Source organism: Catellatospora sichuanensis, assembly GCF_007483665.1.
GTDB classification, from domain to species: domain Bacteria; phylum Actinomycetota; class Actinomycetes; order Mycobacteriales; family Micromonosporaceae; genus Catellatospora; species Catellatospora sichuanensis.
The window spans coordinates 129,727-151,442 of record NZ_VIQO01000033.1; the positions used below are offsets into that span (position 1 = coordinate 129,727).

17 protein-coding genes and 1 pseudogene are annotated in these 21,716 nt (G+C 72.0%); 3 read left to right on the top strand and 15 right to left on the bottom strand.

All coding sequences use genetic code 11. The features are described 5' to 3' along the window. Entirely contained in the window at positions 1-1,086 is a 1,086-nt protein-coding gene (locus tag FLL47_RS36475; protein WP_144127220.1) for a PQQ-binding-like beta-propeller repeat protein, read from the top strand. A 226-nt stretch (positions 1,087-1,312) separates the two neighbouring features. Beyond that, a complete protein-coding gene (locus FLL47_RS36480; protein ID WP_144127221.1) occupies positions 1,313-1,675 on the top strand; it encodes a nuclear transport factor 2 family protein in 363 nt (120 codons plus the stop codon). 14 nt (positions 1,676-1,689) lie between these two features. Here FLL47_RS36480 and FLL47_RS36485 read toward each other — a convergent pair whose 3' ends face one another. The 14 genes and pseudogenes from FLL47_RS36485 to steA form a co-directional block, all read right to left on the bottom strand. Continuing rightward, positions 1,690-2,463, bottom strand: coding sequence for a TIGR03089 family protein (locus FLL47_RS36485; RefSeq protein ID WP_144127222.1), 774 nt, complete (start codon positions 2,461-2,463; stop codon positions 1,690-1,692). Between the two features lie 85 nt (positions 2,464-2,548). Further along, positions 2,549-3,352 (bottom strand): pseudouridine synthase, encoded by an 804-nt coding sequence (locus tag FLL47_RS36490; protein WP_144127223.1) that lies wholly within the window; start codon positions 3,350-3,352, stop codon positions 2,549-2,551. Then, positions 3,339-4,100, bottom strand: coding sequence for an SMC-Scp complex subunit ScpB (scpB, locus tag FLL47_RS44465; RefSeq protein ID WP_425457798.1), 762 nt, complete (start codon positions 4,098-4,100; stop codon positions 3,339-3,341). Before scpB ends, FLL47_RS36490 begins: the two co-directional genes overlap by 14 nt. A gap of 652 nt (positions 4,101-4,752) precedes the next feature. Then, the gene (locus FLL47_RS36500) at positions 4,753-5,793 is read right to left on the bottom strand and encodes a segregation/condensation protein A (protein ID WP_246159133.1); all 1,041 of its coding nucleotides are present in this window, start codon (positions 5,791-5,793) and stop codon (positions 4,753-4,755) included. 64 nt (positions 5,794-5,857) lie between these two features. Beyond that, positions 5,858-6,787 (bottom strand): ParA family protein, encoded by a 930-nt coding sequence (locus FLL47_RS36505; protein ID WP_144127226.1) that lies wholly within the window; start codon positions 6,785-6,787, stop codon positions 5,858-5,860. 242 nt (positions 6,788-7,029) lie between these two features. Then, positions 7,030-8,142: an alanine dehydrogenase gene (gene ald, locus FLL47_RS36510; protein WP_144127227.1), complete on the bottom strand. Its 1,113-nt coding sequence runs from the start codon at positions 8,140-8,142 to the stop codon at positions 7,030-7,032. Positions 8,143-8,369: 227 nt separating this feature from the next. Further along, entirely contained in the window at positions 8,370-8,960 is a 591-nt protein-coding gene (locus FLL47_RS36515) for an NUDIX domain-containing protein (protein WP_246159123.1), read from the bottom strand. A gap of 81 nt (positions 8,961-9,041) precedes the next feature. Continuing rightward, on the bottom strand, positions 9,042-10,745 hold the full coding sequence (locus tag FLL47_RS36520) for a CTP synthase (RefSeq protein WP_144127228.1): 1,704 nt from the start codon (positions 10,743-10,745) through the stop codon (positions 9,042-9,044). 40 nt (positions 10,746-10,785) lie between these two features. Then, a complete protein-coding gene (locus tag FLL47_RS36525) occupies positions 10,786-13,074 on the bottom strand; it encodes an alkaline phosphatase family protein (protein WP_144127229.1) in 2,289 nt (762 codons plus the stop codon). Continuing rightward, positions 13,074-14,198 carry a glycosyltransferase family 4 protein gene (locus FLL47_RS36530; RefSeq protein ID WP_246159126.1) on the bottom strand — a complete coding sequence of 375 codons (1,125 nt, stop codon included), beginning with the start codon at positions 14,196-14,198 and terminating at the stop codon, positions 13,074-13,076. The genes FLL47_RS36525 and FLL47_RS36530 overlap by 1 nt, the downstream gene beginning before the upstream one ends. A gap of 35 nt (positions 14,199-14,233) precedes the next feature. After that, positions 14,234-15,877, bottom strand: coding sequence for a murein biosynthesis integral membrane protein MurJ (gene murJ, locus FLL47_RS36535; protein WP_144127231.1), 1,644 nt, complete (start codon positions 15,875-15,877; stop codon positions 14,234-14,236). Between the two features lie 383 nt (positions 15,878-16,260). After that, positions 16,261-17,088: pseudogene (locus tag FLL47_RS36540) on the bottom strand (hypothetical protein); the annotation flags it as partial. Between the two features lie 6 nt (positions 17,089-17,094). Beyond that, positions 17,095-18,024, bottom strand: a complete 930-nt coding sequence (locus tag FLL47_RS36545) for a copper transporter (protein ID WP_144127232.1) — start codon at positions 18,022-18,024, stop codon at positions 17,095-17,097. A 26-nt stretch (positions 18,025-18,050) separates the two neighbouring features. Beyond that, positions 18,051-19,229: a putative cytokinetic ring protein SteA gene (steA, locus tag FLL47_RS36550; RefSeq protein ID WP_144127233.1), complete on the bottom strand. Its 1,179-nt coding sequence runs from the start codon at positions 19,227-19,229 to the stop codon at positions 18,051-18,053. 160 nt (positions 19,230-19,389) lie between these two features. On the opposite strand from steA, the gene FLL47_RS36555 reads away from it, so the two are divergent. Next, entirely contained in the window at positions 19,390-19,713 is a 324-nt protein-coding gene (locus FLL47_RS36555; RefSeq protein ID WP_144127234.1) for a DMT family transporter, read from the top strand. A 198-nt stretch (positions 19,714-19,911) separates the two neighbouring features. On the opposite strand, the gene recN is transcribed toward FLL47_RS36555, so the two are convergent. Then, positions 19,912-21,657 (bottom strand): DNA repair protein RecN, encoded by a 1,746-nt coding sequence (gene recN, locus FLL47_RS36560; protein WP_144127235.1) that lies wholly within the window; start codon positions 21,655-21,657, stop codon positions 19,912-19,914. Positions 21,658-21,716: the final 59 nt, after the last annotated feature.

Here is a 21,716-nt window from a genome sequence, read left to right on the forward strand (position 1 = left end):
GTGTCAGACACATCACCGCTTTGGTCGGTCGAGCTTCCCGCCCACGACGGGACGCTGCGCACCGAGGACGTCGGCGGCTGCCTCATCATCGCCGAGGCCGCGGCCACCCTCATCAGCCCTGATGGGCAGATCCGCTGGTCGCAAGAGCTCGGCGAGCACGGCGACTGGTATCCGCTCGTCCGGGACGGGCGAATGCACCGGATCGAAGACGATCGCATCGTGACCCGGGAACTCGCCACCGGCGAAGTCGTTGCTTCGTTCGACGGGGGACCACGGGCACACCGGCTGAAGTTCGACCCGTGGGGTGGGTTCGTCTACCGTCACCTGGTCCAGCAGGATCAGCGCGAGGTGCGCCGGGTCGGCCTGGACGGCGAGCTCCACTGGGCCGTGCCGCTGCCCGATCGCATGGACGGCTACCGTCTTCGTGCCTTCGGCGACCTCGTGGTGTTCGACGTCAACAAGCTGCTGTACGCCTACGACCATGACGCGGAGCTGCAGTGGGCAGCTTGGGCCTGGGCGGGCGTCAGGCTCGACCAGCCGGCGGACGAGCATCATCGCATCAAGGGCCTGTGGGATTACGACACGGACCGCCTGCTGGCCCGCTTCGACTGGTACGACGGGGGCGGCTACTACCTCGTGGACTCCTTCGGCGGCTCGCACCAGTTCATCACGACACGGCAGGTCAGCGAGCCCCTGGCGGTGCTGCCCGGCATCGACGGCGGCCCCACCCGCCTGGCCGTGCGCGGGCCCAGCCGGCAGGAGCAGATGATCTACACGTACCCGCTCTGGATGATCGAGGGCGACCGGGCCGTCTGGACGCACGACATGAACGTCGCCCCGGTCACGCTCACCGCGGGCGCCGGGGGCTCGCTGATCGTTTCGGCATCGCCCGATCAGCGACGCTGGGACACCTACCACTGGCTCAAACCGCTGTGGCACGAAACCTACGTGCGTTGCCTGAACCCCGACGGCACGACCCGGTGGACCTGGTACGCCCCGGGCGTGATCACCCAGCATCCGAAGTCGGGCGCAGACGGCACGGTCTACGTGGGCGCGGCCGGGAGGTTGTACGCCCTGCCGGCCTGACCGCACGTCCGGCGGCGGTCCTCGGCGTTGGCGGTCCACGCTACGGCGAGCAAGCAAGCCGCCGTGCCATTACGGGCAGGGAGCGAGAAGGGGCAAGGCGGCCTCGGCTCGACCACCGACGACGGTGTCCACGAGGTGGACACAGGTGCCGCCGCTACCTCGAACTCGGCTATTTTCGGACGTCGAGATTCGACGGATGGCAGTCAATACTCGGAACGGGGACGCGATGACGAACGCGGTGGACGCGACGGAGTTCAGCAGGCGCTGGGCGGAGGCGTGGAACTCGCGCGACCTGGAGGCGGTGCTCGCGCACTTCCACGACGAGGTCGTGTTCTCCTCGCCGCTCGCGGCGCAGTTCTTCCCGGAGACCGGCGGCGTGATACGCGGCAAGGACGCGCTGCGGACGTACTGGGGCGAGGGCCTGAAGCGGCTGCCCGACCTGCACTTCACTGTCGAGGCCGTGTACGCCGGCGTCGGGACCGTCGTGATCAACTTCCGCAACCAGCGGGGCGGCCTGGCCAACGAGGTGCTCGTGTTCGACGGCGACCTCGTCCGCGAGGGCCACGGCACCTACCTGCAGGAGGCCTGATTCCCTGCCGGGGCTCAGATGACGCGGGTGATCCCTTCGGCCTCGACCCTGGCTTCGAGGGTGTCGGGGTCGAGGTTGGCGCACAGCACCACCGACGCGCCCGCCGCCAGCGGCGTCAGCAGCCACATCACCGGCTGCTCGTGCTTGGCCACGTCCACCAGCAGCTTGTCGCCCGCACGCAGGCCCAGTTGGTCGGCGACGCCCTGGGCCAGTCCGCCCCACTGCCGGTAGGTCGTGCCGTCGGGGCTCGCCGCGTCGGTGCTGCCGATCGACCCGTACGCGGGCAGGCTCGCGGGATGGCGGCCCGCCTCCGCGACGTAGTCCCGGTAGCCGTCCGGCACCTCGTCGAGCGCCGCGCCGCCCGGTGCCAGGCCGAGCACGTAGCGGTGCCGTGCCTCCGGCACCTGCTCCAGCCAGCTGTCCAGCCGCTTGCTGCTGATGAACAGCACGTCCAGCGGATCGTTCTCGCCCACCCCGACCGGCACCAGACCCGCGGTCGCCCACGGGCGGAACGACACGGCGGCCCCGATCGACCAGGCGCCCAGCAGCACTGCAGCGGTCTGCCAGTGCGGCGGGAGAAGCACCGCGACCCGCGATCCGGCGCCGAGCCCGCAGTCCTCGCGCAGCAGCGCGGCCGTCCGTGCGGCCAGGCCGCCGAGGTCGGCCGCGGTGAGCTCGGTCCGCTCGCCGGTGGCGTCGTCGCAGTACGTCAGCAGCGGCCGGCCGGCACCGGCCACCGCGTCCCCACCGAGCAGGGCGGGCAGGTCGGTGACCGTGGTGGGCTGCATCGGGCGGCTCCTCGCAGGCGTGTGATGGGGGTGCGGCAACCATACCGATCGGCACGGCGGGTCGGCCCGCACGGCGCGGCGTGGGTCAGTCCTCGTACACCTCGGGGACCTCGCGGATGGTGTCCTCCTGCGCACCGCGGCCCTTGCGGTCCGTGATCTTGAACAGGGCGGCCACCTCGCCGGCGTTGAGGCGGCGGTGGCGGCCCGCCTTCAGGTCGCCGAGCTTGATCGGGCCGATGGCGGTGCGCACCAGGCGCTGCACGGGGAAGCCGACGTGCTCGAACATGCGCCGCACGATGCGGTTGCGGCCCTCGTGGATGACGATCTCGATCAGCGCCTGCTTGTCGATGGCCTGGATGAGCCGGTAGTCGTCCAGCCGGGCCGGGCCGTCCTCCAGCTGTACCCCGGCCATCAGCTCGCGGCCGACCACCCGCGGCAGCGGGCCCACGACCTCGACCAGGTAGGTCTTGGGCACCTCGTACGACGGGTGCATCAGCTTGTGTGCCAGGGTGCCGTCGTTGGTGAGCAGCAGCAGGCCCTCGGAGTCTGCGTCGAGCCGGCCCACGTGGTACACCCGGGTCGAGATGTTGCCGAGGTAGTCGGCGACCGCTTCGCGGCCCTTGTCGTCGGCCATCGTCGAGACCACGCCACGGGGCTTGTTCATGGCCAGGTAGACCAGGGTCGCGTCGGTGACGATGCGCTGGCCGTCGACGTGGATGATGTCGGCGATCGGGTCGGCCTTGTCGCCGAGCTTGGCGACCTTGCCGTTGACGGTGACCCGCCGTGCCGCGATCAGGTCCTCGCTGGCCCGGCGTGAGGCGACACCGGCCTGGGCCAGGACCTTCTGCAGCCTCTCAGCGCCGTCAGTGCGTACTTCAGCGCTGCTCATCAGCGATCTCCTCGACGTTGTCAGGTAGGAAGGGAGCCAGCGGCGGAAGCTGGTCGACGGAGTCGAGGCCCAGCTTCTCCAGGAACAGGCTCGTGGTGCGGTAGAGGTAGGCGCCCGACTCGGGCTCGGTGCCGCACTCTTCGATCATGCCCCGGGTGACCAGGGTACGGATGACGCCGTCGCAGTTGACGCCGCGGATCGCGGAGATCCGCGAGCGGGTCACCGGCTGCTTGTACGCGACCACCGCAAGCGTCTCCAAGGACGCCTGGGTCAGCCGCAACTGCTGCCCGTCCAGCACGAACCGCTCCACGTAGGGCGCGTACTCGGCCCGGGTGTAGAGCCGCCAGCCGCCCGCGGCGCGGCGCAGGTCGAAGCCGCGGTGCTGGCGGGTGTAGGAGGCCGACAGGTCGATCAGCGTGCCCGCGATCAGCTCGGCGGGCACCTCCAGCACCTCAGCGAGGGTCAGCTCGCTGACCGGCTCGTCGACGACCAGCAGGATCGCCTCCAGGGTCGGCACGAGATCCGCCTCGGCGAGGCCGGGCGGCGGGGTGGCGAGCTTGGATCCGGCGTACGCAACCGCGGCCTCGCCGCTGTCGTCCGGCCCGTCCACGTCGAAGCCCGGTGCGGTCGGTTCGTCCAGGCCGAGCGCCGCGGCGAGGTCGTCGACGGCGATGATCTCCGCCACGTCCTCGTCGTCCGGCTCGTGCTGCGCCTGCCCAGCCGGGTCGTCCACGAGCGTGACCGGCACGTCGGCGGGTGCTGCCGAGCGGCCGTCGAACGCGGACACGTCATCCGCAGCGTCCGCCGCCTCGGGTCGCGTCGTCTCAGGTGCCGTCGCTTCAGGTGCTGTGGCCTCGGGTTCCGGAGCGTTCTCGACCGCGGCGAGCGCCTCAGCGGCATCGTGGGCCTCAGCCGCTTCCTGCGCCTCAGCGGCGTCCTGCGCCTCAGCGGCGTCGAGCACCTCGGCCTCCGAGGGGGCTGTCGGCTCAGCCGCCGCCCCGGGCTCGTCGACCGGTTCCCCGGATTCGGCGGGGTCCAGCGCCTTGGCCTCGACTCCGGACTGGTCCTCGGCGGTGTCCAGGGGACCGGCCAGGTCATCCGGTCCGCAGTCGAGACTGCTGTCCTCGTCCGCCGGTTCCGCCGTCGCCGATGCGTCGTCCGCGGGCTCGGCCGCCACCGGCTCGACAGGCTCGACGAGCGGCTCAGCCGTGACATCGAGCCGCGCGTCATCGGGCAGCGGCACCCCGCCCGCTGGTCCTTCGACCAGCGAACTCTCCGGCTCGGCGTTAAGAAGGTGCCCTTCCTCTACGGAATCCGTTAAGAAGGTGCCCTTGCTTTCTTCGGGGGTGCGGGCCCACGGGGGGACCCAGGCTGCGGCTTGTTGTTCGAGGGACTCGTTGTCACTCATTGGTTTCTGCTCCCCCACCCTTGCCGGGCTGTTGCACCGCGGGCGCGGCGTCGTCCGGCGCCTCCGGTGTACCCGGGTCGATCAGTTCCGTAGCCGGGTCGGCCGGGTCCTCGTCGGGCTCGTCGCCGTCGGGCTCGTCGCCGTCGGGCTCGTCGCCGTCGGACAGCACCGGGGCCTCGGCGGCGAGTGCCTGTTTCGCCTCGTCGTCGCCGTCGTAGTCGTCGACCGCGAGGTCGCCTGCGGCCGTCTCGCCGCCGGTCCAGTGCACCGTCAGCTCACCCAGCGCCAGTTCCTGGTCGAAGCCGACCAGGCCTTCGCGATACAGCTCCAGCAGGGCGAGGAAGCGGGCGACCACCTCCAGGGTGTTCTCGCAGTCCTCGGTGAGCTGGCGGAAGGTGGCGCTGCCCAGTTCGAACAGGCGGTTGCGCAGCAGCTCGGCGTGTTCGCGGACACTGACCCGGACCTGGTGGATGTGCGCGACGGAGACCAGCGGCGGGGCCGCCTTGGGGGTGAACGCCTTGAGCGCGAGCTTGGCCAGCCGGTCCACCCCGATGCCCAGGATCAGATCCGGCAGCGCCTCGGCGTACTGCGCCTCCAGCGCGACCGCCCGCGGCCAGCGGCGCCCGCCGGTGGCCTCCAGGTCGGCGATGAACGCGGCGGCCTGCTTGAACGCGCGGTACTGCAGCAGCCGGGCGAAGAGCAGGTCCCGGGCCTCCAGCAGGGCGAGGTCCTCCTCGTTCTCCACCTGGGCGGCCGGCAGCAGCCGGGCGGCCTTGAGGTCGAGCAGGGTGGCCGCGATGACCAGGAACTCACTGGCCTCGTCGAGGTCCCAGTCCTTGCCCATGGCCCGGATGTGGGCGATGAAGTCGTCGGTCACCCGGTGCAGCGCGACCTCGGTGACATCGAGCTTGTGCTTGCCGATGAGCTGCAGCAGCAGGTCGAACGGGCCTTCGAAGTTGGTGAGCCGCACGGTGAAGCGGCCTGAACCGGACGGTTCAGCCGACTGCTCTCCGGCCGGGTCGGCCGTCACCACGGGATCGCTCACGTCGCAAGTATCCCAGCAGGTCAGTTCGCGGGTGCAGGCCGGTGGGCCTGGGTCACCGGCGGGCGGCCTCGGCGGCGATGACCTCGCGCGCGAGCTGCCGGTAGTTGCGGGCGCCCGACGAGGCGGGATCCAGCGAGGTGATGGGCGCCCCGGCCACGGTCGACTCCGGGAACTTGACCGTCTTGGTGATCACGGTCTGGTACACCTTGTCGCCGAACGCCTCGACGACGCGCTGCAGCACCTGGCGGCAGTGCGTGGTGCGGCTGTCGTACATGGTGGCCAGGATGCCCTCGAGCTCAAGGTCGAAGTTGAGCCGCTCGCGCACCTTGTCGATGGTGTCCAGCAGCAGCGCCACACCGCGCAGGCTGAAGAATTCGCACTCCAGCGGGATGAGCACGCCGTGGGCGACGGTCAGCGCGTTGATGGCCAGCAGGCCCAGCGACGGCTGGCAGTCGATGAGGATGTAGTCGTACTCCTTGCGCACCGTCTTCAGCACGCGGGCCAGCGCCATCTCGCGGGCGACCTCGTTGACGAGCTGGATCTCGGCGGCCGACAGGTCGATGTTGGCGGGCAGCAGGTGCAGCCCGGCGACGTCGGTCTTGATGATGACGTCCTCGGCGGTGACGTCGTCCTGCATGAGCAGGTTGTAGATGGACAGGTCGAGGTTGTGCGGGTTGACGCCGAGGCCGACGGAGAGCGCGCCCTGCGGGTCGAAGTCGACGAGCAGCACCTTGCGGCCGTACTCGGCCAGGGCCGCGCCCAGGTTGATGGTCGTCGTGGTCTTGCCCACGCCGCCCTTCTGGTTCGCCATCGCGATGATCCGGGAGGGACCGTGCCGATCGGTCGGCATCGGCTCAGGGATCTCCTTGCGGGCGGTGTAGGCGGACGGATCCGCCGGACCCAGGTCAGCACCGAGGTCCATGCGGGACTGTTCCGCCCGCAGCGTCGAGGTCCATGCCTCCGCGCGCCCGTTGCCTGCCATCTCCGCTACGCCCTTCCCGACGACTTCCGTCCGGCCGGATGAGGCACCGTCGTGAGTGGGCCATCAGCTGCCCGACCGGCCGCATGCGTGTCGTCGTCGTCCGACTGTACGTCACCGACCACGCCGGTGCGCCGCCACGGCTCGGCGTGTCTTCACGATCCGGGCCGAACCCGGCAGTCGCAGGCTGTGAACAGCATGATGCCGGTGGCGCGGGTGCGCCACCGGCATCAGGAAAACACTGCTCAGAGCAGCGAGTCGACGTCCACGGCGGTGAGGCCGTGCGCCTCGGCCACCGGGCCGTAGGTGATCTCGCCGGCGTGGGTGTTCAGGCCCAGCTTCAGGGCGGGGTCGCGGCGCAGCGCCTCCTGCCAGCCGTAGTTGGCCAGCTCGACGGCGTACGGCAGGGTCACGTTGGTCAGCGCGTAGGTGCTGGTGTGCGGAACTGCGCCGGGCATGTTCGCCACGCAGTAGAAGACCGACTCGTGCACCTTGTACACCGGGTTGGCGTGGGTGGTCGGGTGCGAGTCCTCGAAGCAGCCGCCCTGGTCGATCGAGATGTCGACGAGCACGCTGCCCGGCTTCATCCGGCTCACCAGTTCGTTGCTGACCAGCGTCGGGGCCTTCGCGCCCGGCACCAGCACGGCGCCGATGACCAGGTCGGCCTCCAGCACGGCGCGCTCGAGCTCGAACGCGTTCGACATGACGGTGCGCACCTGGCCGTTGAACAGCTGGTCGACCTCGCGCAGCTTCTTGATGTTCTTGTCCAGCACGGTGACCTCGAAGGCCAGGCCGTGGGCGATGGTGGCGGCGTTCATGCCGGACACGCCCGCGCCGATCACGACGGCCTTCGCCGGGCGCACGCCGGGCACGCCGCCGGGCAGCACGCCCCGGCCGCCCGCGAAGCGCATCAGGTGGTACGCACCGACCTGCGGGGCGAGCCGGCCGGCCACCTCGCTCATCGGGGCCAGCAGCGGCAGGGCGCGGTCGGCGGTCTCCACCGTCTCGTACGCGACGGCGGTGACCTTCTGCGTCATCAGCGCGTCGGTGCACTCCTTGGACGCGGCCAGGTGCAGGTAGGTGAAGAGCACCTGCCCCTCGCGCATGCGGTGGTACTCCTCGGCGATGGGCTCCTTGACCTTGAGGATCAGCTCGGCGTCGGCCCACACCTCGTCCGCGGTGGACAGGATGGCCGCGCCGGCCGCGACGTACTCCTCGTCGGTGATGGAGGAGCCCAGACCGGCGCCGGTCTCGATGACGACGTCGTGTCCGTTGCGAACGAACTCGTGTACGCCCGCCGGGGTGATCGCCACCCGGTACTCGTGGTTCTTGACCTCGCGGGGGATACCGACCTTCACGACTGCACCTTCCTCGAACCTGCGCTTGCGGGAGGGCCCGACGGCGCCGTTGCCGCAGGTCTACCCCCCGCGGCGGCAGTCTAGGCCCGGAAAACGGGCCAAAGTGGTTGACAGGATGCAAGCTGATGACTCGTCGGCCTGACATGGTGTCAACACGGCACGCTGCCGCCCTGCGGTAGCTCCAAGGATAGTGCTGAATCGGATAATTGCCGCTTACCGCCTGCCCCTCATCGGGGCGGGAGCGGGGCGTCGGCGGGGCGCAGGCCCTGAAAGCCCGTGTCGCGGGCGCGGGCGGCGGCGAGCAGGCCGCCGACGGCGGGGCCGTTGCTGATGCGGCCGTCGAAGACCATGGCCAGGGCGTCGTCGAGCGGGACGAGGTCGACCTTCATGTCGGCCTCCTCATCAGTGCGGGCATGCCGCTCGTGCGCGGGGACCTCGACCAGGTCGCGGGCCAGGAAGACGCGGATCATCTCGTCGGAGCAGCCCGGCGTGGTGAACATGTCCACCAGCAGGTCGACGCGGCCCGCGGTCAGGTCTGCCTCCTCGGCCAGCTCGCGCAGCGCGGCGGCGGCCAGGCCCTCGCCCTGCACGTCGATCAGGCCGGCGGGCAGCTCCCACAGATAGCGGCCCACCGGGTGCCGGTACTGGCGGACCAGCACCACCCGCCCGGCGTCGTCGAGGGCCACCACGCCCACCGCGCCTACGTGGCGCACCACGTCCCGCGCAGCGACCTCTCCGCCCGGCATCGTCACCTGATCGGTGACGACCCGGAAGATGCGCCCGTTGAACCGCTCGGTGCTGCCGACGACCTCGTACACACGGTCTCCTCGTCCAGAAACGACGCTGGTCGTGGGACGGGCGTCCCACGACCAGCGTCGTCGATCAGTATCCGGCCGGCGTCAGCGCTTGGCCGCCACCGGTTCGGCCGCCTCGGTCACGCCGGGCAGCTGGTCGGCCTGAGCATAGGCGATCGCCGCTCCCACCAGGCCCGAGAACAGCGGGTGCGGGTGCGTCGGGCGGCTCTTGAGCTCCGGGTGCGCCTGGGTGGCCACGAAGTACGGGTGCAGCTCGCGGTCCAGCTCGACGAACTCCACCAGCCGGCCGTCCGGCGAGGTGCCGGAGATGTGCAGGCCGGCCTTGGTCAGCGCGGGCCGGTAGGCGTTGTTGACCTCGTACCGGTGCCGGTGCCGCTCGCTGACCTCGGTCGCGCCGTACACCTCGGCCACGATCGAGCCGGGCGTCAGCTTCGCCGGGTACGCCCCGAGCCGCATGGTGCCGCCCAGGTCGCCCTTGCCCGCGACGATGTCCTCCTGGTCGGCCATCGTCGAGATGATCGGATCGGAGGTCTGCTCGTCGAACTCCAGCGAGCTGGCCTTGGTCACCCCGGCCACGTGCCGGGCCACCTCGATGGCCATGCACTGCAGGCCCAGGCACAGGCCCAGGGTCGGGATGCGGTTCTCGCGGGCGTACCGCACCGCGCCGATCTTGCCCTCGATGCCGCGTACGCCGAAGCCGCCCGGGATGACCACGCCGTCGACGTGCGCGAGTGCCTTGGCCGCGCCCTCGGCGGTCTGGCAGTCGTCGCTGGGCACCCACTGCAGCTTCACCTTGGCCCGGTGGCCGAAGCCCGCGGCCCGGATCGCCTCGGACACCGACAGGTACGCGTCCGGCAGGTCGATGTACTTGCCGACCAGCGCGATGGTGACCTCGTGCACCGGATGGTGCACCCGCTCCAGCAGGTCGTCCCAGGTGGACCAGTCCACGTCACGGAACGACAGGCCCAGCCGGCGCACCACGTAGGCGTCCAGGCCTTCGCGGTGCAGCACCTTCGGGATGTCGTAGATGCTCGGCGCGTCCGGGGCGGACACCACCGCCTCGGCGTCGACATCGCAGTACAGGGCCAGCTTGCTCTTCATGCCCGCCGGGATCTCCCGGTCGGAGCGGCAGACCAGCGCGTCCGGCTGGATGCCGATGTTGCGCAGGGCGGCCACCGAGTGCTGGGTCGGCTTCGTCTTCAGCTCGCCCGACGGCGCCAGGTACGGCACCAGCGAGACGTGCAAATAGAAGCAGTTGTCCCGGCCCACGTCGTGGCGGATCTGCCGGATCGACTCCAGGAACGGCAGCGACTCGATGTCGCCGACCGTGCCGCCGACCTCGGTGATCACCACGTCCGGGGTGCGGCCGTGCTCGTCCGGCTCGGCCATGGCCCGGATCCGGGACTTGATCTCGTTGGTGATGTGCGGGATGACCTGGACGGTGTCGCCCAGGTACTCGCCGCGACGCTCCTTGGCGATCACCGCCGAGTAGATCTGGCCCGTGGTGACGTTGGCCTTGGCCGACAGGTCACGGTTGAGGAATCGCTCGTAGTGCCCCACGTCGAGGTCGGTCTCGGCGCCGTCCTCGGTCACGAAGACCTCGCCGTGCTGGAACGGGTTCATCGTTCCAGGGTCGACGTTGAGATAGGGGTCGAGCTTCTGCATGACCACCCGCAGACCGCGAGCGGTGAGAAGAGTCCCGAGGCTGGAGGCTGTCAGCCCCTTGCCGAGTGAGGAGGCGACGCCTCCCGTAACGAAAATATGCTTGGTCGTCCGCGCTGCTACCACGGGGTTTCACCCTAACACGGGTCCGGCGTTCATCCGCGGGCTACGGGCCCGAAACCGCCTCGGGGGTGTCGTCGGTCACCGCGACGGGGGCCGGTGGTTGCTCCGCCACCGGGTTGCCCTCGCTCATCGGCGGGTTCGGCGACTCCTCGGCGATCCGGGTGCGGTCGGCGGCGTGGCCGAGGACCCGCATCGCCCCCAGCGTGAGGATCGGGATCGCGGTGGCGGCCGCGGCGCCCATCACGTTGAGCGCCGCGCCGCCCAGCAGCCCGCCCACGATCGAGGCGAGCCAGAGACCGGCCACCGCCGCGCGGATGGCCGGGTAGATGCCGTACAGCCGCTTCAAGCCGCCCCACGGGCGCATCAGCACCACCCACAGGAACACCGCCGAGACCAGCGCGAGCACGGTGAGCGGGCTGGTGAACAGGGCGATCCGGTTGGCGTCGCCGAGCCGGCTCAGGGTCGGCCCGGAGGTGCCGTCGGACAACTGGGTGAGGAAGCGGCCGAGGCTGCCCTGCTGGTCCACCGGCTGGCGCACGTCGACCAATGCGAACACGACGGTCGCGGCCAGCCCGGCGAGCATGGCCAGGGCGAGCCGCTTGAAGGTGAGCCAGCCGCCGGGGCACAGCGCCGCGGTCAGGCACACGCCCGCGGTCAGCGCGACGGCGCCGCCCGCGTCGGCGCCCAGCGCCGGGATGCCGACCAGCAGCACGCCCGCCGCGCCGATCGCGCCGACCAGCAGCGGGCGGTTGCGCTGCGGCACCAGCTGGGCCAGCGTGCCCGCGGTGAGCAGCACCCCCGCGAAGAACACGCCCATGCCGACCATGCCGATGCCCGCGTACCGGGTGCCCTCCAGCACCGAGTAGCCGGCCACGCCGTTGAGCTGGAGCCGAGCCCCGGTCAACAGGTCGATGCCGACCACGGCGGCGGCGATCGCGGCCACCACGCCGACCGGCCCGAGGGTGCGCTTGCGGTACACGGGCAGCCGGACCGTGACGAACGTGAGCAGCAGGGTGATACCGGCCGTGACCAGGCCGAAGATCAGACCGCGGCGGCCGAACCGCCACCATGGCACCACGCCGGCGATCAGCGCGGCGGGCAGCGCCAGCGAGGCGCCGGTCAACAGCACCTCCAGCAGGCTCACCAGCCGCTGCGGAGGCGGGGTGGGTCCCGTCGGCCCGGCATGGCGGTAACTGCGCCGCAGCAGCGGCACCACGGCCGTGAACAGGCCGATCTGCACCAGCGCCAGCAGCCAGAAGAACGACGCCGACACGGTGCGGGAGGCTGCGGCGCGCCGGTCGGCGTCGGTGCCCGCCGCGGTCGCCTGGCCCAGGTCCGCCGGACGCCCGTCGGCCAGCACGGCCGGATGCCCGACCATGATCCGCTTGGGTACGTCCCGGCCGAGCAGGTGGAGCGCGGTCGGCGCGAGGTCGACCAGCTGCAGGTAGCCGGCGCGGCCGGTGGTGGCCGAGGTCAGGTAGCCGCCCTCCCAGCCCTTGCCGTCGGCGATCACCGCGTGCAGCCGGGAGCTGGCCTCGGTGTCGGCGACCCCGGCGACGAGCAGCGTGGAGTTCTTCGGGCGAGCCGCGAGCAGCTGCCCGAGCTGCTTGTCCACGGCGGCCGCCTGGCGCAGCCGCTGCGCCGGGGTGCGCCCGTCGATCGCGCCCAGGTCGACGATGGTGAGCAGGCACTCGTTGAGCGCCTTCGTCGCCTCGGGCGCGGCCGGCAGCTTGGGGTGATACCGGTCGACCCGGCCGTACGAGCGGGCCGCCGCGACCGCCGCCCCCGGGCCGACCGCCGCGGTGCAGCGCACCGACTGGGCCAGCGCCCCCGGCACGGTTCCGTACGGCAGCTCGCGCTGGCGCTCCACGACCGCCTCCTGGTCGGGCAGGTAGGCCCCGATCGCGTCCGGGCGCTCGATCGCGACGTCCAGCTTCTGGCACAGCTGGGGCGCGTCGGGGTCCGGCTGGGTGGCGCCGTCGGCGGGCTTCTCGCCGACGCCGGTGCGCTCGGCGTAGTTGCCCGCGCCCAGCGTCAGCCAGCCGTCGGCCGGGCAGGTGGGCGTGTGCGCCGACCGGGTCGACAGCGAACCGATCGAGCCGCGCTCGGCCAGCTTCCACAGGTTCGGGGTCCGGTCGGCGTCGATGTCGTCCCAGCGCAGCCCGGCCGCACCCGCGATGAGCACGTAATCGGCCTCGTCGTCCTCGGTGGTGGGCCCCGCGGCGGCCGCGGCCGACGGGAACAGCGTCCCGGCCAGCGGCAGGACGAGACCGAGCAGCGCCAGCAGGGTCAGTAGGAGGGCCGTGGACAGGGGTGCCGGCCGGCGGAGCATCAGACCTGCTCCGTACGGATCTCGGCGACCAGCTCCGCGTACACGGCGCGCACGCCGTCGATGCTGGCCTGCTCGTCGGGCCAGGTGGCGGCCTGGGACAGCCCGCGCTCGGCCAGCCGCGACCGCGCGGCCCCGTCGCCGAGCAGCTTGCGCACCGCGCTGTCCAGCCCGTCCGGGTCGCTCGGCTCGATCAGGTGTGCGCCGTCGCCGACCAGCTCGGGGATGCCGCCGACGGCGGTCGCCACCAGGGGCAGCCCGCCGGTCAGCGCCTCCTGGGCGAACAGCTGGCGCGCCTCCCAGACGCTGGTCACCACGGCGAGGTCGGCGGCGGCGATCAGGTCCCCGATGTCGGTGCGGTGCCCGAGCAGGGTCACCGGGGCACGCAGCTGCGAGATCTGGGCGGCGAGGTCGAGGTAGGCCGGGCCCTCGCCGGCGATGAGCACCCGCGGCACCGGGGACATGTCCCGCCAGCGGGCGGCGACGGAGACCAGCATGTCGTACGCCTTCTGCGGGTGCAGGCGGCCCACGGACAGCACCAGCGGCACCCCGTCGGTCAGGCCCAGCCCGGCGCGCACCGCGGCCCGGCTGCGCCGGGTGCGCCGCAGCCGGGGGGCGGCCACCGGGGCCATGCGCGCGTCCCTCGCGCCGACCGCGTGGGCGCGCGTGACCAGGTCGCTGGAGGCGCCGAGGGTGACCGCGGAGGAGCGCGCCACGATCCGCTCCACCAGGGTGTGCACCCGGCCGCGCAGGCCGGCGCGCAGGGGTGCGTTGTGCCAGGTCGTCACGAGCGGGCAGGTGGGGCGGGACAGCGCGGCGGCCAGACCGGCCCGCAGCCCGTGCGCGTGCACCACGTCGGGGCGCGACGTCGCCAGGAACTGGCGCAGCGTGCGTACCGCCCGCATGTCACTGGGATGCAGCTCGGCGGGGATCTCAACCGGGTGGAAACTCGCGCCGCGGTCGGTGAAGCGGAAGTGCTCCTCGGTCGAGGCGGGACCGCAGACGGTCACGTCGCACCCGGCCCGCGTCAGCCCTTCGGCCAGCCCGGCCACGTGCTGCCCGATGCCGCCCGTACTGGAGGCGAGCAGCAGCACGACGCTGCCGGTCCATTCCGTCCCCGTGGTCAACGGTCCTCCTGCCCTCGCCCGCCGCGCCCGCCCGGTCATCCGCGCCTTCGGCTCACCCGCTCGAGCAGCGGACGCAGGTCCGGCAGGTCGAGCAGGGCACACACGAGCAGGAAGACTACAAGCGACACGCCACCGGACAGCATGCCCTGTCCGACCAGACCCATGATGCCTGGGGTCCCGGAGACGACCGCCCGTCCCGCCTCGACACCGGCCACGGCGCCCGCCATACCGGCCGCACAAGCGGCCAGTGCGGCACGGACCATGCCGGTCAGGGCGTTACCGCCCGTTCGGGCACGGACCGCCACCGCCAGCAGCACCGCCATCACGAGCATGCCGATGGAGTTCGCCGCGCCCAGCGCCGCCGCCCGCTGCGAGTCCGGCAGCGCCCCGGACAGGACCACCGCGCTGACGAGCGTGACCGCCCACCCGCCGCTGACCCCGAGCGCGGCGAGCCGGTTCGCGCCCATCGCGTACAGGGTGCGCTGGTGCAGTGCGGCCAGCCCGTAGCCGAGCAGGCCCGGCGCGAACGCGAGCACGGCCGCGGTCAGCTCCGCGGTGCCGTCGCCCTCGGTCAGGAACGCCGCCGCGGGCGCGGCCACCGCGGCCAGCCCGGCCGCGCCGAGCCCGCTGAGCAGCAGCACCGCCCGGCTGGTACGGGCCACGGTGAGCCGCAGCGCGGCATGGTCGGCGGTGGCGTACGCGGTCGCGATCGCCGGGTAGGCGGCCGTCGCGGCGGGCACTGCGAGCACGGCCCAGGGCAGCAGGTAGAGGGTCATCGCAAAGTTGTAGAGCGTGACGACGGACGCCGTGTCGGGCGACGAGGCGGGCACCTGACCGGCCAGGATGATCGCGACCAGCAGCGCGACCTGCTGCGCCACGACCGTGGCCACACCCGCCAGCGCCAGCCCGGTCATCCGCCGTCGCTGCTCGGGCTCCACCCGGAACACCGGCCGCAGCCGCAGGCCCAGCCGGCCGACCGGAATGATCAGGCACAGTGTGAGCACGACCACGCCGAGGGTGGTGCCGACCGACAGGATCGCCAGCTCGCTCCCGCTCACCGAGCCCGGCGCCGGATCGGTGCCGGCCGCGGCGGCGAACAGCAGGTACGCACCGATCACGGTGAGGCTCGACAGCAGCGGGGCCAGCACCGGCCAGGCGAACCGGCGGTGCGCGTGCAGCACGCCGGTGAGCACGATGCCGATGCCGTAGAGCGGCACCTGGGGCGCGAACACCCGCAGCATCGACACACCGGCGTCGTGCAGCTCCGGGGACGCCTTGGACTGCAGCAGGGTGACCACCGGGTCGGCCGCGAGCCACAACAGCGCCGCCAGCGGGATCAGGGCCACCAGCGCCCACGTGAGCAGCGCGGATACGGTGCGGCGCACCTGGGCGCGGTCACCCGCCGCCAGCGGCCCGGCCAGCAGCGGCACCACCAGGCCGGCCAGCGCCCCGCCGGCCACGATCTCGAAGATGATGTTGGGGATGGTGTTGACGGACAGGTACATGCCGCTGAGCCCGCCGTCGCCGACGGTCTTCGCGAACACCAGGGTGCGGCCGAAGCCGGCCACCCGGCTCAGCACGGTCAGCAGCGCGATCAGCGTCGCGGCGCCCGCGATGCGGGCCGCTGCCGGGCCGGTGCCCGAGGGGGCCGCGGCCTTGTCGTCAGCGGTCACGGTCATGAAGCGGTACGGCGCGGCGCCCGTGCTCGTGGCCTCGGCTTCTCCGCGGCCGGCCCGGCCGGGGAAACGTCCGTGGCGTGGTCGGCATCCACGGCGGCCCCGGCATCGCCCGGCCCACCCCCGGCAGCCACCTCACCTCGTGCGCTGCTCGCCTGCTTCGCGCTCTTGCCGGCGGGCCGCTTCACGACCGGCTCGGCTGCCTCGTCGACGACCTGGGCCGCACCGGGCACCGCCGGTTCCGCAACGTGGCCCGGACCCGACGTGGGCAGTTGTGCGGCTGGAACCTGACCCGGCTCCGGCGGCACGCCGGTCCGGCTGACGGCCGGAGGCGCGATGACGGCCTCTTCCGTGACGGCGCTCGGCGCGGCCTTGGCGGCGGGAAGGCGGCCCCAGGCGTCGATCTCGCGCAGCACCGGGGTGCGCTCGATGACCTTGGTGAAGCTGACCTTCTCGCTGGCCGCCGTCAGCGCGGCGATGCCGGCGAGCATGGCGGCGCGGCCGAACAGCCCGGTGCGGGCGGTCGCGCTGACCCCGAGCAGCGCGCCGAGCGCGTTCGCGCCGGAGTCGCCGAGCATGATCTCTTCGCCGAGGTCGGCGGGCAGCAGGCCGACGCTCGCGCCGACCGGACCGGCGGCCAGGCCGCCCGCCCGGGTGGCGGTCAGCGGGACGCCGACCAGCACACCGGCCTTGAGCGCGCGGCCAGGGCGCAGGTCGAGCAGGTTCATCAGGTTCGCGCTGCCGGCGATCACACCGGCGCCCAGGGCCACCTCGGCAGCCCGGCCGAACCTGCCCCGTTCCCGGCGGTTGGGCAGTAGCGCCGCGGCGACGAACGCGCCCGCGCCCACCCCGGCGATCTTCACCAGGCCGCTGGTGACCCGGCCCTCGCGCAGCGCCCGCAGGTGTCCACGGAAGCCCTTGTCGGCCTTCTGGTCGGGGCGTGCGCCCACGACGTCGTCGTACAGGCCCACCGCGCCGCTGGACAGGCCCGCGGCCAGCGCGGCGGCGGCGGTGCGCGGGTCGCCCGCGCCGAGAGCGCTGGTGACGCTCGCCGAGACCGCCAGCGCGGGGCCGCCGGCCAGGGTGAGCGTGCGTCCGCGGAAGTTCGTCCGCTCCAACTCCTTGGCCCGGGGCTGGTCGCGCACCATACGCAGGGCGGCCCGGGCGCCGTAAGCGCCCAGGCCGATCAGTGCCGCTCTGGCGAGTAAGCCCACGTCAGCTCACTTCTGCTGCTGCGGCAGCAGCGCGCTGGCGTTGGGGCCGACGCCGTAGTGGCCCGCCTTGCTGTCGGAGAACTGCTCGTGCAGCGCCAGCGCGACGGCGACCTGGCCCTGCACCGTCTCCGCGTTGTCCACGGTCGAGATGGTCTTGGCGAGCGTGGCGTCGTCGCGTACCTCGATCATGAGGTTGCCCTCGCCGCCGAGCACGCCACCGACCACCGCCACGCCTGCGTGGTCGAACTGCACCGCAGTGGTGACCACGGAGGCGTTCTTGCCCGCCGCCTGGCTGTCGGTGTACGGCGAGCCGCTCACCAGCACGACCGCCTCGGCCGGGCCGGACACGGCCCCGCTGGTGGTCAGGTAGCCGAGCTTGCTGTACGACGTGAGCACCGCGGCGCGGTCCGGCGCGGGCACGGCCGGGCTGCGGTCCAGCAGCACTGCGGCCAGCAGCGCGCTGGAGGACTCGACACCGTCGCTGTTGGCCGGGATCGCGGTGGTCGGCACGCTGGCCGGCTCCGCCTTGTTCTCCAGGTCGAGCAGCTCGACGCTGTGGTCCGGGTTGAAGAACTTGTCGGTCAGCTCGACCGTGCCGGCGATCTTGGCACCGGCGGTCTTGAGGATGTTCTCGACGCCCTCGACCTGGTCGCGACCCGAGGGCAGCACCAGCAGCAGCACCCGACGGTTGGTGAGCTTGCCGTTCAGCATGATCGGCGCGGCCTCGGTGACGAACTGCTCCTCGCGGTTGGCCTGGTCACGCAGACCGGTGACCTGGTCGCGCAGCTGCGAGTTGGTCGCGCGCAGCGCGTTGACGTTCTTCTCCAGGGCGTCGGCCGCCGGGCCGTTGAGCGCGGCAGTCCCCACGACCAGCCCGATCGCCAGGGCCAGGAATACCGCCGTCATGGACACCACGTGGTACCTAAAGTTGATCACGTCAGAGCCTCTTGATCGTCCGGGTCCTAGAACAGCCGCTGCAGGTGGAACATCACGTCGTCCCACCACTCCGCGGCCAGCGACAGGTAGGCCTTGCCGACCGTGGACACGGCGACAGCCGCGGCCATCGCCGCGATGGCGGACAATACCAGCAAAAGCAACGAGGAACCTGAAATGCTCTGCCGGTAGAGCCGGCTCACACCCTTGGCGTCGACCAGCTTGCCGCCCACCCGCAGCCGGGTGAGGAACGTCGAAGCCATACCCCCGCGGCCCTTGTCCAAAAACTCGACCAGCGTCGCGTGTGTGCCGACCGCCACGATCAGGGTCGCGCCCTTCTCGTCGGCCAGCAGCATCGCGATGTCCTCGCTGGTCGCCGCCGCCGGGAAGGTGATCCCGGACACACCGAGCTGGTGCACCCGGTCCAGACCCGGCGCCCGGCCGTCGGGATAGGCGTGCACGACCACCTCGGCGCCGCACCGCAGCACGTCGTCGGTGACCGAGTCCATGTCACCGATGATCATGTCGGGCGTGTAGCCCGCCTCGACCAGCGCGTCCGCACCGCCGTCCACCCCGATCAGCACCGGCTTGAACTCGCGGATGTACGGCCGGAGCACGTCCAGATCGGCCTTGTAGTCGTAACCGCGTACCACGATCAGGCAGTGCCGGCCGGAGATCTGAGTCTTGATATCGGGCACGCCGACACCGTCGAGCAGCAGCTCCCGCTCCTGCTTGAGGTACTCCATGGTGTTCGCGGCGAACGCCTCCAGCTGCACCGACAGGCCCTCGCGGGCGTCGAGCATGGCCTTGGAGATGGAGTCGCCGTCCTGGCGCACCCCGTGCGCCACCGGCTCACCGCGTACGAAGACGGTGTTGCCTTCGACCCGGACCGAATCACCCTCGCGGATCTGCTGGAACACCCCCTCGCCGAGATCGTCGAGCAGGGTGATGCCGGCCTCGACCAGCACCTGGGGACCGAGGTTGGGGTAGCGGCCCGAGATGGAGGGCTTGGCGTTGAGCACCGCCGCCACCCCCACGGCCACCAGGGAGTCGGCCGCGACCCGGTCGATGTCGACGTGATCGATCACGGCGATCTCGCCCGGGCGCAGTCGACCGACCAGACGTTTGGTCCGGCGATCGAGCCGTGCGGTGCCGGTCAGGATCCCCGGTTCGGCGGGCCGGGTCCGGCGCAAGGTGGGAAGACGCATCGCAGCCATCCTGGCATGTCAGTCCGGTATTGGCGCGTACGACACCCGTTGATCGGCCCAGACGGGCTGAATTGTGATGTCCGAAACCTCGCGCGACATCAACGGTAACCGCAACGGCACGCGACCGCCGACCCGAAGATCGCCACCTACAGTGAGCCTCGTGATCTACGTCATGCTCGCCGGAGCCATCCTCGCCGAAGTCGTCGCCACCGTGTGCCTGCGCGCCTCCGCGGGCTTCACCAAGCCGATCCCCTCCGTGGTGGTGGTCGTGGGCTACGTCACCGCGTTCGTACTCCTGAGCCAGGTGCTCAAGCGCGGCATGGCCCTCGGGCTGGCGTACGGCATCTGGGCGGGCATCGGCGTGGCCCTGGTCGCCCTGGCCGGCGTGGTCTTCTTCCAGGACCGGTTCAGCTGGCTCCAGGTCGTGGGGCTGGTCCTCGTCGCGGCCGGCGTGGTCGCCCTGGAACTCGGTCAGCAGCACTGACCCGCCCCTCGCCTACCGCCCCGGGCGGCGCGCTCCCTGCCCCGCCTTTGCATTGACAGTGGCCTATCACATCGACTCTGATCTCGAAATAGTCGATGTGATAGGCCACCGTCAATGCCAGAACGGGTGCGCCAGAACGCGCTGAGGGCGGTGCGCGCCACGGGTGTGGTGCGCACCGCCCTCAGCGGTGGTACGGGGTCAGGCGGCGCGTTCGCGGGCCGCCACGGCCATCAGCTCCTCCGCGTGGGCGATGCCCAGATCGGAGTCGGGCAGGCCGGCCAGCATGCGGGCAAGTTCACGGGCCCGCTCGGTCTCCTCGACGACGCGTACGCCGCTCGTGGTGATCGCGCCGCCGGTGTCCTTGGCCACCACCAGGTGGCGGTCGGCGAACGCGGCGACCTGCGGCAGGTGCGTGACGACCAGCACCTGGTGGTTGCGGGCCAGCCGGGCCAGCCGGCGTCCGATCTCCACCGCGGCGCGGCCGCCGACACCCGAGTCCACCTCGTCGAAGACCAGCGTGGGCGGGCCGCCGACACCGGCGAACACGACCTCGATGGCGAGCATCACCCGGGACAGCTCGCCGCCGGACGCGCCCTTCTGCAACGGCAGCGCGGGCGCACCGGGATGCGCCAGCAGGCGCAGCTCGATGTCGTCGGCCCCGTCGGGGGTGATCCCGGACTCGACCCCGTCGACCACGAGGCTGATGTCACCGGCCGGGCGCGGCACGACCAGCACCGAGATGCGGGCGTGCGGCATGGCCAGGCCGGCCAGCTCCACGGTGACCTTGTCGGCGAACCGCCCGGCGGCGTCCAGCCGGGCCGCGCGCAGCTTCGCGGCGAGCTCGGCGACCTCACCGGCGAGCCGGTTCATCTCGCGCTCCAGCTCGTCGAGCAGCTCGTCGGAGGTGTCCAGCGCGGCCAGGCGGGCCTTGGCGTTGTCGGCCCAGGCGATGACGCCGTCGATGTCGTCGGCGTACTTGCGGGTCAGTGAGCGCAGCGCGGCGCGGCGCTCGTAGATCTGCTGCAGCCGGGCCGGGTCGGCGTCCAGACTGGCCAGGTACGTCGACAGCTCCACGGACACGTCGCCGAGCAGCGACGCGGCCTCCTCCAGGCGGGCGGCGTACTCCCCCAGCTTCGCGTCCACGGTGGACTGCGACTCCAGGGTGCGCCGGGCGGTGCCGACCAGGCTGGTCGCGTCCTCGCTGTCGGTCTCGCCGCCGCCCGCGATCGCCTGGTGCGCGATGTGCGCGGCGGTGCGCAGACCCTCGGCGTGCTCCAGGCGCTGGGCCTCGGCGCGCAGCTCCTCGTCCTCGCCGGCCTGCGGGTCCACCCGCGTGATCTCGTCGAGGCCGAGCCGCAGCAGGTCGGCCTCCTGGGCCCGGGTGCGCGCGTTGGCCCGCCGGTCGGCGAGGTCCTCGGCCACGGCCCGCCAGCGGCCGAACAACTCCTTGAACTCCACCAGCAGCTTCTCGTGCTCCGGGCCGGCGAACCGGTCCAGCGCACCGCGCTGCTCCGACGGCCGCAGCAGGCGCAGCTGGTCGGACTGCCCGTGCACCGCGACGACCTGCTCACCGACGTCGCTGAGCAGCGACACCGGCACGGTCCGCCCGCCCACGTGGGCCTTGGAGCGGCCCTCGACGGTGACGGTGCGGCTCATCAGCAGCGTGCCGTCGTCGTCGGACTCGGCTCCCGCCTCGGCGACGCGGGCGGCCACGGCACTGGCCGCGCTGCCCGACAGCCGCAGCCGGCCCTCGACCGTGGCCCGGCCCGGCTCGGCCCGCACCCGGCCGGCGTCGGCACGCCCGCCGAACAGCAGCCCCAGCCCGGTGACGACCATGGTCTTGCCGGCACCGGTCTCACCGGTGATGACATTCATGCCACGGGTCAGCGGGAGGGTGGTGTCCTCGATCACGCCGAGACCGGTGATACGCAACTCTTCCAGCACAGCAGATGACAGTAGCCCGCCCCTCCGACAGTGTCACGCCGGGCCGCCGTGCCAGGTGC